The 14,607-nt window shown below is 35.1% G+C and carries 12 protein-coding genes; 4 read left to right on the top strand and 8 right to left on the bottom strand.

The genetic code is table 11. The annotated features are described in order from the left end of the window. Nucleotides 1-123: 123 nt before the first annotated feature. Nucleotides 124-1,467, top strand: a complete 1,344-nt coding sequence (locus BMY56_RS11895; RefSeq protein WP_091624387.1) for a deoxyguanosinetriphosphate triphosphohydrolase — start codon at nt 124-126, stop codon at nt 1,465-1,467. On the opposite strand, the gene BMY56_RS11890 is transcribed toward BMY56_RS11895, so the two are convergent. Then, the gene (locus BMY56_RS11890; protein ID WP_091624384.1) at nt 1,464-2,591 is read right to left on the bottom strand and encodes a DUF3078 domain-containing protein; all 1,128 of its coding nucleotides are present in this window, start codon (nt 2,589-2,591) and stop codon (nt 1,464-1,466) included. The two genes, BMY56_RS11895 and BMY56_RS11890, sit on opposite strands and share 4 nt — an antisense overlap. Then, nucleotides 2,588-4,354 carry a 1-deoxy-D-xylulose-5-phosphate synthase gene (gene dxs / locus BMY56_RS11885; protein WP_091624382.1) on the bottom strand — a complete coding sequence of 589 codons (1,767 nt, stop codon included), beginning with the start codon at nt 4,352-4,354 and terminating at the stop codon, nt 2,588-2,590. The genes BMY56_RS11890 and dxs overlap by 4 nt, the downstream gene beginning before the upstream one ends. A 64-nt stretch (nt 4,355-4,418) precedes the next feature. Here dxs and BMY56_RS11880 point away from each other — a divergent pair, with 64 nt between their 5' ends. Further along, complete coding sequence (locus BMY56_RS11880; RefSeq protein ID WP_091624379.1) at nt 4,419-4,862, top strand: nucleoside deaminase; 444 nt, start codon at nt 4,419-4,421, stop codon at nt 4,860-4,862. Between the two features lie 70 nt (nt 4,863-4,932). On the opposite strand, the gene BMY56_RS11875 is transcribed toward BMY56_RS11880, so the two are convergent. The 4 genes from BMY56_RS11875 to BMY56_RS11860 all read right to left on the bottom strand — a co-directional run bounded on the left by BMY56_RS11875 (nt 4,933) and on the right by BMY56_RS11860 (nt 7,638). Beyond that, a complete protein-coding gene (locus tag BMY56_RS11875) occupies nt 4,933-5,124 on the bottom strand; it encodes a cold-shock protein (RefSeq protein ID WP_079512449.1) in 192 nt (63 codons plus the stop codon). A 70-nt stretch (nt 5,125-5,194) separates the two neighbouring features. Then, nucleotides 5,195-5,461: a hypothetical protein gene (locus BMY56_RS11870; protein WP_091624377.1), complete on the bottom strand. Its 267-nt coding sequence runs from the start codon at nt 5,459-5,461 to the stop codon at nt 5,195-5,197. After that, the gene (locus BMY56_RS11865) at nt 5,461-7,245 is read right to left on the bottom strand and encodes a chloride channel protein (protein ID WP_091624374.1); all 1,785 of its coding nucleotides are present in this window, start codon (nt 7,243-7,245) and stop codon (nt 5,461-5,463) included. Before BMY56_RS11865 ends, BMY56_RS11870 begins: the two co-directional genes overlap by 1 nt. A 159-nt stretch (nt 7,246-7,404) precedes the next feature. Continuing rightward, a complete protein-coding gene (locus tag BMY56_RS11860; protein ID WP_143057817.1) occupies nt 7,405-7,638 on the bottom strand; it encodes a hypothetical protein in 234 nt (77 codons plus the stop codon). Nucleotides 7,639-8,090: 452 nt separating this feature from the next. On the opposite strand from BMY56_RS11860, the gene BMY56_RS11855 reads away from it, so the two are divergent. Next, nucleotides 8,091-8,552: a hypothetical protein gene (locus BMY56_RS11855; RefSeq protein WP_091624367.1), complete on the top strand. Its 462-nt coding sequence runs from the start codon at nt 8,091-8,093 to the stop codon at nt 8,550-8,552. 125 nt (nt 8,553-8,677) lie between these two features. Here BMY56_RS11855 and aspS read toward each other — a convergent pair whose 3' ends face one another. Further along, the gene (gene aspS, locus BMY56_RS11850; RefSeq protein WP_091624364.1) at nt 8,678-10,432 is read right to left on the bottom strand and encodes an aspartate--tRNA ligase; all 1,755 of its coding nucleotides are present in this window, start codon (nt 10,430-10,432) and stop codon (nt 8,678-8,680) included. Nucleotides 10,433-10,690: 258 nt separating this feature from the next. On the opposite strand from aspS, the gene BMY56_RS11845 reads away from it, so the two are divergent. Beyond that, nucleotides 10,691-11,038 carry a toxin-antitoxin system YwqK family antitoxin gene (locus tag BMY56_RS11845; RefSeq protein WP_091624361.1) on the top strand — a complete coding sequence of 116 codons (348 nt, stop codon included), beginning with the start codon at nt 10,691-10,693 and terminating at the stop codon, nt 11,036-11,038. A 69-nt stretch (nt 11,039-11,107) separates the two neighbouring features. Here the strand turns inward: BMY56_RS11845 and BMY56_RS11840 are convergent, their stop codons facing one another. Next, nucleotides 11,108-14,602, bottom strand: a complete 3,495-nt coding sequence (locus tag BMY56_RS11840) for an efflux RND transporter permease subunit (RefSeq protein ID WP_091624358.1) — start codon at nt 14,600-14,602, stop codon at nt 11,108-11,110. Nucleotides 14,603-14,607: the final 5 nt, after the last annotated feature.

Genomic DNA, 14,607 nt, shown 5'->3' with positions numbered 1-14,607 from the left:
TCTAAGGATTATTAATGTATGTTTTAAAGGTTAAGAATTACGCATTGTAATTTCCAAAAACTGTATAACTTCTCACTTTGAAAAATCAAAAATGTATCTTGCGGTCTTCTAAAATTTAATAGCATGAACTGGGAGCAATTACTTTCTTTACGCAGACAAGGGGATAAGAATAAACGTTTGCGAAACGAGCAGGATGAGACCCGATTAGGGTTCGATGTAGATTACGATCGAATTATTTTTTCTTCAGCTTTTAGAAGTTTGCAAGATAAAACACAAGTAATACCATTATCAAAGACAGATTTTGTTCATACCAGATTAACTCATAGTCTTGAAGTTTCTGTTGTAGGCAGAAGTTTGGGTAGGTTAGCTGGTAAGAAAATTATAGAGAAGCACCCTTATTTAAAGGAAGTTCATGGGTATAAATTTAATGATATTGGTGCTATTGTTGCTGCAGCGGCACTGGCTCATGATATTGGTAACCCGCCTTTTGGGCACAGTGGTGAAAAAGCGATTGGTGAGTATTTTAAGACCGGTAACGGTTTAAAATATAAAGAGGAACTTTCTGAAGTTGAATACCAAGATATTATAGATTTTGAAGGTAATGCCAATGGGTTTAGATTAATGACCCAGGATAGGGCTGGAGTTTCTGGAGGTTTACGATTAAGTTATGCCACGTTGGGTGCTTTCATGAAATACCCAAAAGAATCGCTTCCGAAAAAACCTTCGAAACATATTTGTGATAAAAAATTCGGCTTCTTTCAGAGTGAGAAATATATTTTTGAGGAAGTAGCTCAAGATTTAGGTTTGCCAACGAGAAGTAATAACGGTACGGTATCGTACGGTAGACATCCCTTAACTTTTTTAGTTGAAGCGGCTGATGATATTTGTTATACCATTATTGATTTTGAAGACGGAATCAATTTAGGATTGATATCTGAAGATTATGCTTTAGAATATTTGATTAAATTGGTTAAAGATACCATAAATACCAATAAGTATAATTCTTTGGAGTATATGGAGGATAGGCTAAGCTACTTACGTGCTTTAGCCATAAATACGCTTATTCAAGATGCAGTATCCATTTTTATTAAGAATGAAGAAAGTATTTTGAATGGTACCTTCGAAGTATCTCTTATGGACAAAAGTGGTTATAAGGCACAGATTGAAGATATCATTAGTCTAAGTGTTCAAAAAATATATCAATCTCAAGAAGTGGTTGAAAAGGAGATTGCGGGCTATACCATTATATCCGATATTCTTGATGTTTACATAGGTGCTTTAATCGGTAAAAAATACAATAAGGCATCTAACTACCACAAACTAATGTTACGAACCCTGCCAGGTTTTTACCAACAAACAGATAAATCAATTTATGAAATGTTATTGAATACGTGCTGTTATGTTGCAAGTCTTTCAGATAGTGCAGCAGTTCATATTCACAATAAAATTAAAGGAAGGCAGCTTTAGAAACCATAAAGAATACCCACTGCCAATATTTGTTTGAACTGTATTTTGGGTATACCTGGGTTTAAAATAGTGCCGTTGTCATTTTTAACAATATCAAAAAGTATATCGTCATCATAAATCATTTGTGTGCCTAAACTGGTGCTTATGAACTTATTTACCTTCATGTTTAGGTTCAGTTCCCAATCTACATCAATGTTACCAAAACTTTTAATGTAATCGGTATATAGGTTAAGCCTACTTTTTAATTCAATGTTTTCGGCAACGTTATAATTAAAATTATTTGTGATAAGTATACCGATTTCTAGTAGATGATTTTCACCAGGAGTTAAAATATTTCCATCAACATCTAGTATAGCCTCATTTACACCAAATGCACCATTATCCGCCAAGTCTTGATCTAAAACAAAGGTAGATTTTTGTGTAAGAGGAGATAAATACAGATTGAATTTTTGATCTTTGGTTATAAATGAGGTTCCTGCTCCGAATAACAGGTAACCAGGAGCCATAAATCTTGAAATCGGAGTATCCCTATCTGGATATTTATAACCGTTTGAAAACTGGGTGTTAAAGTTAAGCTGAACGGAATAAAACCAATTGCTGATGGTATCTTTTCGAAAACCTAGGTTCGAACTTAGACGAATTACATCTTCTGTTTTTCTAAGTTTTCGTCCATCTTGTGCATTTAGGCCATAGCGCAATTCTAAATTATTATCCCATTGAAAGTTGCTGAATTTATATTTCCTAGCAAATTTCAAAAAGCCTAGACCACTAACGGCATTATCACCCCCAGCATTCCAATTAACAAAAGCTACCTCACTAACATTTATACCAAAACTATTTTCTGTTTCCCAAAAAGATGGCACTCTAAACCTGCTAAAACCTTTTTGTAATGTTTTAGTCTTACTAAAATCAATATTTGGAATTTTTAGATTGACATCTTTTCTCGGAGAATAAATTTTGTCTACCGTTCTTCTTATAACAATGGTGTCAATAACAACGCTGTCAACTACCATGCTATCTACTAAAATAGGTGCTGGAATTGTATCTTGGCCGAAAGACCAATATGACACTAAAAGAAGTAAAGGGGCTATAAACTTGATGGATTGTGAAAGTATTCTTTTCATAGAAATTGTTGTACATATTTTTTTACGGACATCTTATCTATTCCTGCTTCTTTATACAATCTTTCGGTATCACCGTGTGGAATAAAAAAATCAGGAATGCCAAATATCTTAATTATTTTATGGATTCCAATATTATTTGAAAATTCTAATATGGCACTACCAAATCCACCAATAGCAGAGCCATCTTCTATAGTGATAATATGGTCAAATTTTTGAACTATTTTTGTCAGTAATTCTTCATCCAAAGGTTTAATAAAGGGAAAATTATAATGCGCAATACCTGAATTTGACCCAAGTTCATTACTGATTTCCGCCGCCATATTTCCTATAGGTCCCGTCGTAAGAATTGCAATTTTACTACCTTCTTTTAAAAGTTCACCCTTACCTATGGTCATTTGGCTCATGGGTTTTTGCCATTTCAAAATACCACCCCTTCCTCTTGGGTACCGTATCGCAATAGGATGATTAAGCCCTAATTGCGCTGTGTACATTATATTTCTTAATTCAATTTCGTTTAAAGGCGAAAAAACCATAAGATTTGGAATACACCTTAAGTAGGCAATATCGAAAACACCATGATGTGTAGGCCCATCTTCACCAACCAATCCGGCTCGGTCCAAGCAAAAAATTACAGGCAGGTTTTGTATGGCTACATCATGAATAACCTGGTCATAGGCTCGCTGTAAAAATGTAGAGTAAATATTACAAAATGGAATAAGACCATCAGCAGCCATACCTGCGGCAATGGTTACAGCGTGTTGTTCAGCTATTCCTACATCAAAGGCTCTTTCTGGTAAGGCATCCATCATGAATTTTAAAGAACTACCCGTTGGCATCGCTGGTGTGATACCTACAATCTTTTCATTTTTCAAAGCCAATTCAACCAAAGTCTTTCCGAATACATCTTGATATTTAGGAGCTTGTTGCTGAGGTTCTTTTTTTTGTAGTTCACCAGTTTGCTTGTTAAACTTGCCTGGCGCATGATAAACTACTTGATTTTCTTCAGCGCTCTTAAGTCCTTTTCCTTTGGTAGTAATTATATGTAATAATTTTGGACCTTCTATCTTTTTTAAGCGTTCTAATTCTTTTACTAATATGGGCAGGTTATGGCCATCAATGGGCCCAGTGTAATGAAAATTGAGACATTCGAAAATGTTTTCTTCTTTCGCGGTTCCTGTTTTTACATTAGTCAGGTATTTTTTTAAAGCACCAACACTGGGATCTATTCCCATGGCGTTATCATTTAAGACTATCAATATATTGGCATTGGTTACCCCGGCATGGTTTAACCCTTCAAAAGCCATACCGCTAGCAATAGATGCGTCGCCAATAACAGCAATATGTTGTCTATGAATATTTCCTTGTAATTGAGCTGAAAGCGCCATGCCCAAAAGTGCTGAGATAGAAGTAGAACTGTGACCGGTACCAAAGGCATCATAAATACTTTCTTCCATTTTCGGAAATCCACTTATACCACCAAATTGTCTATTGGTTTCAAATATGGATTTTCGGCCGGTAAGTATTTTGTGCCCGTAAGCTTGATGGCCTACATCCCAAATTAATTTGTCTATTGGTGTATTGAATACATAATGAAGGGCAATTGTTAACTCTACAACCCCTAGGCTTGCGCCTAAGTGACCTTCTTTTGCCGAAACGATGTCTATGATGAATTCACGAAGTTCAATAGTCAATTGCTCTAAATCTTTAGGGTTTAAAGTTCTGAGGTCTTGAGGAGTATTAATATGTTCTAGAATTGCTGTCAAATTACATTTGTAATGGACAACAAAAATACTTTTTTAAAAATGAAACTATTGTATTTTTGAGGCTATGGTTTTACCTTATGATGATGCTTATTTTATGAAAAAGGCACTTCAAGAAGCAGAATATGCTTTAGAAGCCGGTGAAGTACCAGTAGGTGCTGTAATTGTTGTGCAAGACCGAATTATTGCAAGGGCACATAACCTTACTGAAAAATTGAACGATGTAACGGCACATGCAGAAATGCAAGCGATTACATCAGCTGCTAATTTTCTGGGGGGAAAGTATTTAAAAAATTGTACACTATATGTAACCTTAGAGCCTTGCCAAATGTGTGCAGGCGCTTTATACTGGAGCCAGATTGGTAAAATTGTATATGGAGCTACAGATGTAGAACGTGGTTGTGGAGTAATGGGAACAACATTGCACCCAAAAACAAAGATTATTGGGGGAATTCTCGAAAATGAGGCTGCTTCGTTGCTACAACATTTTTTTCAAAAAAAAAGAAAGTAGTTTCTATGTATTAAAATAAAAAACCACGCATTTGCGTGGTCAAATTGATTTTAAGCAAAAAAGAATATATTTATAGTACTTGTACCTGTCCGGCTACAGTACCTTTTCTTCCTTCTTCTTCTTCATAACTCACTTTATCGCCTTCTCTAATTTCTGTTCCATGTAAAGCGGTGGCATGAACAAAAATATCTTTTCCTGTTTCTTCGTTTGTAATAAACCCAAAGCCTTTAGATTCATTGTAAAATTTGACGGTGCCAATCATTGTATTAAAATTTAAATATTAACACTCTAATTTACAATATTTTAGTATTGATAGGAAGAAAATAGAATTATTAATTTAACGGAGTATCTTGATTATCAGTGTTTCTAGGTTTTTTCCCTTGCATTTTACGAACGTTTTCATCGTTTAACATATAATCCTTAAACTTTTTACCCTTACTTTCTTTAATTAAGAATAGTGGCATCGCAAGTAAAAACAATCCTAAAGTACCAGAACCTATAAATTTGTTTGCCATTGCTTCTTGTTCGCCGTCTAGATTCAATCCGTAGATGATTAACCCAATAGATATTAGAGTAATTGCTGTGATTAAATATTTCATTACTTAGTAAATTTTATTAGTTCTCTTCTGTATGCCGTTAATAATTTAGATTTCGACACAAACCCCATATACTTCCCATCTTTAATTACAGGAAGATTCCATGCACCGCTATCCTGAAATTTTTGCATCACTGTCTGCATGCTGTCCCTTCCATAATATATATGGTCTGGGGCTTTATGAGTGAAAGAGTCAACCTTTGTTGTTGCATACAATTTAGTATCAAACATAAATTCTCGAATATCATCTAATAGAATTATACCCAAAAACTTATGGTTTGTATCAACAACTGGGAATATATTTCGTGTCGATTTTGCGACGGAATCGTGCAACATTTCTCCTAATGTCATTTCTGGGTTCACAATCTTAAAATTTGTCTCTATAACCGTATCCAATTCCATAAGGGTAAGCACTGCATGATCTTTGTTGTGTGTTAAAAGATCTCCACTTTCTGCTAGTTCTCTCGTGTAAATGGTATAATCAATAGTATTTTTTGTAATAATATATGAGATAGATGCTGTTATCATTAAGGGTACAAAAAGAGTATAACCCCCTGTTATTTCAGCGATGAGGAATATGGCCGTAAGTGGGGCATGCTGAACACCTGCAATAAGACCTGCCATACCTATTAAAGTGAAATTACTTTCAGATACCGAGAAGCCTAATCCAGAATTATTTATGATTTTAGCAGCAACATTACCTAAAGCACTGCCCATAACCATTGTTGGAATAAAAATACCACCGGCTCCACCAGCCGCTAATGTAGTGGTCATTGCTACGGCTTTAAAGATGGTTATGCCAAATAGTAAAGCGATTACGACCCAGATGTTACTTATATAAGCATCAAATGGAGTTTTACCTAAAGCTTGAATGTGATCGCCGATCAACAGATTATTAATAAACACAAAACCTTCACCATATAAAGGAGGGATCATATACAGCATAATACCAATTGCAAGTCCGCCGACTAAAAGCCTGTATTTCGGACTTTTCAATGGTTTAAAGAGGTTAATAATACCAAAGTACATTTTGGTGAAATAGATAGATGCAACAGCGGTACCGACGCCGAGCAGAACATAGAACAAAGTGTCTTTTACTTCAAAAGATTCGGTTATTGTAAAATTGAACAGTACCTCGTTGCCCATAAAAAAGTAGGAGGTAAGTACACCGCTGATAGAAGCCAGTAAGAGGGGTAGCATTGAAATCATGGTGAGATCCAAACTAAATACCTCAACAGCAAAAATTATGGCAGCAATTGGCGATTGAAATATGGACGAAATTGCACCCGCAGAGGCACATGCAATTAATAAGGAACGCGTTTTTGAATTAATATGAAAAAGTTTTCCAAGGTTTGAACTAATTGCCGCGCCCGTTGCTACTGCTGGGCCCAATAAACCAACGGATCCACCGAAACCTACTGTTAAAGGCGCAATAATCAATTGTGTGTAAACTTGCTTTATGTCAATATTCCCTTTGTTTTTTGACAATGAAAATAGAATGGATGAAACCGCATGTTTTAATTTTTCTTTATGGATATACTTTACATAAAGATATACGAGGGTAAGGCCGACTATCGGTAGAATGAAATAAAGCTGATTACTAGAAAAGATAATTCCTTTCTCGAGCGATGCTTCAATAAAATAAGTAATGTTTTTTAACGTAACCGCCGCCAAACCAGCTAAAAGGCCAACAGCAACACTTAAAATATAGATAAACGTCTTCTGGGAAATATGTTTATACCTCCACTTATAAATTCGCCTTAAAATCTTGTTTTTTTGAATGGGCATTTTGAAACCAAATCAGTAATGGTTGTCAAAGGTATTTAATTACTAGCTATGATTCTGGTTTTGAGTTCTTCTAAATCTTCAAGATAAATTTGGAGCAAGGTTTCTACGTAAGGTCTATTATTGATATAGCCGTCGATGTAATCAATTAAAATTTGAGTATTAATAGCTTTGAGATTTAAATTTGTTTTCTACCCAATTGGCTGCTCTATTTATATAACCTTCGTAAAAAACTGAAAATTCAATTTTATGATTTATTAAATCTTCAAGATTTGGTTTTAAAAGTTGTTTTGAAAACTTACCACCACCTTCATTATTGTCAATGACTAAAAGGTTGTTTTTGATTGATATCAAACCCATATAATCCAAGCTATCATTTTTTATTTTTCTTTTCAAATAAAGCCTATTTTCTTTTATTACATACCCGTTGCATTCGTATTGTTCTTTAAACTCATGATAATAGCAAATACGGTTGCTGTCTATAAAAAATTCACCATATTGGTCTGAAAGGCTTTCAGAAGTTAAATACCAGTTACCCTTAATTTTGGATTTTATTGAGTTTTGAGTTGTACATGAAATAAAAATTAGTGTTACTAAAAAGTAGTAATTTTTTTATCCATTTGTGATTTTTATTTTAAACTCATTTAAGTCGCCGTCAGTTTGAAAAGTAAGAATTCTTTATGATATCTCGCCACGCTTTCGTTTGTTTATAACTGGTGGCCTATTGAGTAAGTAGTTCACGGTTTTTTGTATCATTGTACTAGCACTAATTTGTTGTTGTTGGAGATTATAACAAACATAATCACGGGAGTAATTGCGATACAACATAATTTTGAAAAAAATCATAATTGAAGAAAGGAAAGTCTAAGCAAAAAAAAACTCAATTAATGAGCCTAATATTTATGATGATATTTGGCAACTGTAATTCTCAAGAAATTAATGTGGAAGATATCAAAGGAAATTGGCGTCCTTTCTCCCTGCAGAAAGAACAAACTTTCCGTTATATTGAAATATTTATTGACGACACAACTTTTAATTATTATGATTATAAAATTGGTATTCTGCCAAAGAAAAAGTTTGGAATAAAGGATAATTCTCTATTTCTAGAAAATTTTAAGACCAACCAATTGCAAGAAATGGGAACCTTGACTATATTATCTGATAGTACATTAAGAATTGGTGAGGAGGATGGAGGATTCATACTCGAAAAAATAAATGAAAAGCCAACCTTGGAAGAGCTAATTAAAAGCCAAGTAAAAGATGATTATTTTCAAGAAAGATTGATTTTGAGAAAAGAAAATAAATATTAAAATGTAATCCTTCGCAGTGATATAATTAAGGATAATTCCTCATTTCTACATTTTTATTTAGTCTATATTATAATTAAAAACCCTGCATTATGCAGGATTTTTAATTATGATTTTATTAATGATAACTAATCTTGAATATCCAACTTCAAATTTAATTCCTTCAACTGTGCAGCATCAATAGCAGCTGGTGCATCTATCATGACATCTCTTCCACTATTATTTTTAGGGAAGGCGATGAAATCTCTAATCGTTTCTTGTCCGCCTAAAATGGCAACTAGTCTATCTAAACCAAACGCAAGTCCGCCATGTGGTGGAGCTCCATATTGGAAAGCATCCATTAAAAATCCGAATTGTGCTTTTGCTTCTTCAGGTGTAAAGCCTAAATGCTTGAACATGGTTGCTTGTGTATCTTTATCATGAATACGAATAGAGCCACCACCAATTTCATTACCGTTTAAAACAAGGTCGTACGCATTTGCACGAACCGCACCTGGATCTGAATCTAACAATTCTAATTGACCTGGTTTAGGCGAGGTGAATGGATGGTGCATAGCATGGTAATGCCCTGTTTCTTCATCAAGTTCCAATAATGGGAAATCAACTACCCATAATGGTGCAAATTCATTTGATTTTCTAAGACCAAGTCTCGTAGCCAACTCCATTCTAAGCGCACTTAATTGCGTTCTTGTTTTATTGGCATCGCCTGATAGCACGCAAATAAGGTCACCTGGTTGAGCACCAGTTACTTCTGCCCATTTGGCTAAATCTTCTTGGTCGTAGAACTTGTCAACGGTAGATTTGAAACTTCCATCAGCATTACATTTTACATAGACCATGCCTTTAGCGCCAACTTGTGGGCGTTTTACCCAATCTACCAATGCATCCAATTCTTTTCTAGTATATTCAGCAGCACTTGGTACAGCAATACCAACTACTAATTCAGCGTCATTGAAAACCGAAAATTCTTTATGTTGAGCTATGGTATTCAGTTCTCCGAATTCCATGCCAAAGCGAATATCGGGCTTATCGTTTCCGTATTTGGCCATGGCATCATCGTAAGTCATCCGTGGGAATGAATCGATTTCTACACCATTTACTTCTTTTAAAAGGTATTTGGTCAAATCTTCAAATACGTTTAGGATATCTTCTTGCTCTACGAAGGCCATTTCACAATCTATCTGTGTAAATTCTGGTTGTCTATCGGCACGTAAATCTTCATCTCTAAAGCATTTTACAATTTGAAAGTATTTGTCCATACCACCAACCATCAACAATTGCTTGAAGGTTTGTGGCGATTGAGGTAGGGCATAAAATTGACCTTCGTTCATGCGACTAGGTACTACGAAATCTCGTGCACCTTCTGGTGTAGATTTGATGAGGTACGGAGTTTCAACTTCTATAAAGCCTTGGCCTGATAAAAATTTACGAACTTCCATAGTTACCTTACTTCTAAAGATAAGGTTGTTCTTTACTGGATTTCTTCGGATATCTAAATATCGATATTTCATACGAAGGTCTTCACCGCCGTCAGTTTCATTTTCTATGGTAAATGGAGGAGTTTTAGATTCGTTTAAGATGGTAAGTTCAGAAACTAAAACCTCTATGTTCCCAGTAGAAATATTAGCGTTTTTTGAAGCTCTTTCTATAACCTCTCCTTTTATTTGAATCACGAATTCACGACCTAAATTTCTAGCTTGCTCTAATAAAGTGGCTGAAGTTCGGTCCTCATCTAAAACAAGTTGTGTAATACCGTATCGATCTCGTAAATCTACCCAAACTACAAAACCTTTATCTCTAGTCTTGGCTACCCAACCAGAAAGGGTAACGGTTTGGCCAATATGTGATTCTCTTAACTCCCCGCAGGAATGGCTTCTATACATAGTGCTTGCTTTAATGAAAGGGCAAATTTAAGAAGTCTATTTCATTAACGTTCTATTTAAGATGCAGGTTTTACATTCAAGATTTTATTGATGAAGTAATATTCTAATTTTATGTAAAAACCTATAAAACAATTAATTACGTATCTAATGTAAAGTTAATGTAAATTAATAGTTACTTAAATGTTGATTTATTTAGAAATAAATGTATCTTTGTAACGTTACTGTTAAGCGATAAATTAATCAAAAAAAATATATATCATGAAAAAAATACTAATAATAGCTTTTATGGCATTGTCCTTTGGAGCTTTTGCTCAAGTAGAACCAACCTTTGAGAAAGAAGGTGATATGGTAAAGGCGACATATTTTCATGCAAATGGAGAAGTGTCTCAACAAGGTTACTTTTTAAACGAAAGGTTAGAAGGTGAGTGGAAAATGTTCAATGAAAAAGGTGATAAAATTGCCGTAGGTAATTATGAGAACGGAGTTAAATCTGGGAAATGGTTATTTTGGGAAGGTGATGTTAAAAAAGAAGTTAATTTTGATAATAACAGAATCGCTAGTGTTACCAACGCTAAAACTAAAGAGCCTGTTGCTGTAAATAATTAACAGCAACTACATATATAAAAGCCCCGTATCATTTGATACGGGGCTTTTTTGTTTCAGAGATTCTTTTAATTATGCAACGCTGCCTAATTTTTTCTTCTCATTATTATTACCCATACCTCTAAGTTTTATTTTTATACGGTACACAATGTTAAAGAGTACCGGTACGATAATAAGGGTAAGGAATGTGGCTACTATTAATCCGAAGATTACCGTCCAAGCTAAAGGTCCCCAGAAAACAACGTTATCGCCACCGATATAAATCTTAGGGTTGAACTCTGAGAAAAGTGAAAAGAAATCAATGTTAAGACCAATAGCTAAAGGTATTAACCCAAGTACAGTTGTAATCGCTGTCAAAATTACCGGTCTTAGTCTAGCTTTACCACCTACAATCATAGAATCGGTCGCATCTTCAATGGTTAAAAGATCACTGTCTTCCATTCCTAATCTTACCTTTTTACGGTCGACCAAAATCTGGGTGTAATCTAGGAGTACCACCCCGTTGTTTACCACAATCCCTGCCAAAGAGATTATACCCATCATGGTCATCATAATTACGAAAGACCAACCTGTTATCATTAACCCGCCAAATACTCCAATAAAGCTTAAGAAAATGGCAATCATTATAATCAATGGTTTTGAAATACCACTAAATTGGAAAATTAGAATAAGCATAATTAAACCTAAGCCTGAGAAAAAGGCACCTACCAAGAATGCTTGTTGTTTTGCCTGTTCCTCTAACTGACCTGTATAATCAATTTTTACAGTAGCCGGAGTGCCGTTAAAACTTTGCATTTCTCTTTGAATCTCAGCAACAATAGCACCCGCATCTGTAAAGCCAGGTTTTAATCCGGAATAAATAGTAACGACTCTCTTACCGTCTCGGTGTTTAATAGCACTGAATCCTGATGTGTTCTTTTCAGTCGCTACGGCAGAAATCGGAATTTCTTTAATTTGACCATTAGCAGGATCTCTAAAAATGATATTCTGATTGAATAGAGCACTTTTATTGTACCGTAAATCTTCGTTGAATCGTATGTTAATATCATAATCATCACCGTCTTCCTTGTAAACACCTGCTTTTTCTCCGAAAATAGAACGTCTTAACTGATTACCAACTTGGCCTACTGCAACACCCAATTCACCTGCTTTTTCGCGATCTACAATCACTTGCATAGAAGGTTTGCCTTTGTTTACATCAATTTTCAACTCTTCAATACCTGCAATATTTTTGGTATTGATGAAATTTTTAATGTCTTCTGCAGTATTTATAAGTTCATCATAATCGCTACCCTCTAGTTCAATATTAATCGGAAAACCGGCAGGTGGTCCATTAGCATCTTTTTCAACTGAAATAGCTACACCAGGGTAAATACCTTGCAGGGCTGCTTGAACACGACCACGAATGTCTTCGGTATTTAATCCTTCACGATATTTATATTCACTAAAGTTTACGGTAACTTTTCCTTTGTGCGGCATTTCTGCAGAAGAACCACCATCAGTAAGTGGGTTACCTGCCCCTTCACCTACAACAGAAACAGCAGATGCCATCATAAAGTTTTCGCCATTCTTTTTGTATTTCTCATCATCCATTATCGCATAAACCTGCTTTTCAACCTCTAGGGTGATTTCGTTGGTTTTCTCAATAGATGTACCTTCAGGGTATTCTACATAGACATATATTTCATTCGGTTTATTATCTGGGAAGAATTCGATTTTGGTACGGCCACTACCTACAGACATACCGAACAGCATAAATACACCAATCAGCATTAAAAATGTAACAGTGAAATACCAATAAACATTACGACCATTTAGTGCATGTTTTAAACGGCGTTCATACCAATTTTCAAAACGGGACATCGTTTTTTTCTGGAATTTGATAGCAGTGCCCTTTATTATATACTTGTAGGCCCAGAACATGATTCCTGTTAATATTAAAACAGAACCTAAACCGCGCATTGCGCCACCAAAGATTAGTATTAATATACCTAAAACGCCTAAAACAAGACTCATTCTTATGAGCTGTTTTAGGGTAAGTTCTTTTTCATCGGTGCTCATAAATTTAGAGACAAGCATCGAGTTCATGAAAATTGCCACAAACAATGATGAACCTAAAACAACTGAAAGTGTGATAGGAAAATAGATCATAAATTGACCAAATATTCCAGGCCATAAACCTAACGGAACAAATGCTGCTACGGTTGTAGCGGTAGAAATAATAATTGGGTAGGCAATTTCACCAATACCTTTTTTAGCAGCATCGATACGAGACATACCTTCGTCCATAAGACGATATACATTCTCAACTACCACAATACCGTTATCCACCAACATACCTAGACCCATAATCATTCCGAAGAGAATCATTGTATTAAGGGTATATCCAAGCCATGAGAGTATTACAAACGACATGAACATCGACATAGGTATTGCGAATCCAACGAAGAGTGCATTTCTAAACCCTAAGAAGAACATTAATACCGTAACAACAAGAATAATCCCAAAAATAATGTTGTTCACCAAGTCATCTACTTGATTTAATGTACGGGTAGAGGAATCGTTTGCTATAGAAATATTAAGGTCTGGTGGAAAGTAAGTTGCTTTCTCATTTTTTACAATTTCCTTTATTTTATCGGCTGCGGAAATAGAATTTCTACCTGCTCTTTTCTTAACATCGAGCATAACTACGTTATCACCGAATTCACGGGCATACGTAGTTTTATCTTTTGCCTTAAAGTTAATATTGGCAATGTCTTTTAAATAAACCGCCCCGTTTTCAGATTTAACTACAAAGTTTTTAAGTTCATTCGGATTTTCTACTTCTCCAATAATACGAATAGTACGTCTTTGCCCAACGGTTTTAAGATTACCCGCAGACATAGTCATGTTACCATTACTTATGGCGCTAATAACATCTTGAAAGCTGATTTTAGCAGCCATCATTTTATAGATATCAACAGCAACTTCTACTTCTTTATCTTGAGCCCCACGAATATCTGCTTTTTTAATTTCAGGAAGATCTTCAATTTCGTCTTGTAAATATTCTGCATATTCTTTCAACTTTTCTACAGGATAATCACCAGTAAAGTTGATGTTCATTATAGGAACTTCTTCAGAAAAGTTTAAGTCAAAAACATTGGGCTCAACTTTGGCACCATTAAAGGTAGGCCAGTCTTCACTTGCCTTTTCACTATCGACCTCATCCTTTACTTTTTGCTTAGCTTGCTCAACGGTAATTTCCTCATCGAATTCTACCGTTAAAACAGCGTAATCTTCTTGCGAAGTAGATGTAACTTCGACCACATTACTAATGTTCTTTAACCTATCTTCTAATGGGTCGGTAATTAGTTTTTCTATGTCCTCAGCTGTGTTACCAGGGTAAGGGGTACTTATGTAAATTTTAGTCTCTACAATTTCTGGAAAATCTTCTCTAGGCATGGCCATATAGGCATTGAAGCCTAACCATAAAAATATGCCGATCATTACATAAATAACCGACGGATTATCAATGGCCCAAGACGATAAACTGAATTCTTTATCAGCGTTTTTTTGTACTTTGCTCATCGATT

Origin of the sequence: Maribacter orientalis, assembly GCF_900109345.1 — a bacterium.
GTDB lineage: Bacteria > Bacteroidota > Bacteroidia > Flavobacteriales > Flavobacteriaceae > Maribacter > Maribacter orientalis.
The sequence above is the reverse complement of the archived record's forward strand: the minus strand, read 5'-3'. Positions and strand labels throughout refer to the sequence as shown.

What these genes read in the sequence shown, in the direction of transcription:
- BMY56_RS11895 (WP_091624387.1), top strand. Translation starts at nt 124, where the DNA reads ATGAACTGGGAGCAATTACTTTCTTTACGCAGACAAGGGGATAAGAAT.
- BMY56_RS11890 (WP_091624384.1), bottom strand. Translation starts at nt 2,591, where the DNA reads ATGAAAAGAATACTTTCACAATCCATCAAGTTTATAGCCCCTTTACTT.
- BMY56_RS11880 (WP_091624379.1), top strand. Translation starts at nt 4,419, where the DNA reads ATGGTTTTACCTTATGATGATGCTTATTTTATGAAAAAGGCACTTCAA.
- BMY56_RS11875 (WP_079512449.1), bottom strand. Translation starts at nt 5,124, where the DNA reads ATGATTGGCACCGTCAAATTTTACAATGAATCTAAAGGCTTTGGGTTT.
- BMY56_RS11870 (WP_091624377.1), bottom strand. Translation starts at nt 5,461, where the DNA reads ATGAAATATTTAATCACAGCAATTACTCTAATATCTATTGGGTTAATC.
- BMY56_RS11865 (WP_091624374.1), bottom strand. Translation starts at nt 7,245, where the DNA reads ATGCCCATTCAAAAAAACAAGATTTTAAGGCGAATTTATAAGTGGAGG.
- aspS (WP_091624364.1), bottom strand. Translation starts at nt 10,432, where the DNA reads ATGTATAGAAGCCATTCCTGCGGGGAGTTAAGAGAATCACATATTGGC.
- BMY56_RS11845 (WP_091624361.1), top strand. Translation starts at nt 10,691, where the DNA reads ATGAAAAAAATACTAATAATAGCTTTTATGGCATTGTCCTTTGGAGCT.
- BMY56_RS11840 (WP_091624358.1), bottom strand. Translation starts at nt 14,602, where the DNA reads ATGAGCAAAGTACAAAAAAACGCTGATAAAGAATTCAGTTTATCGTCT.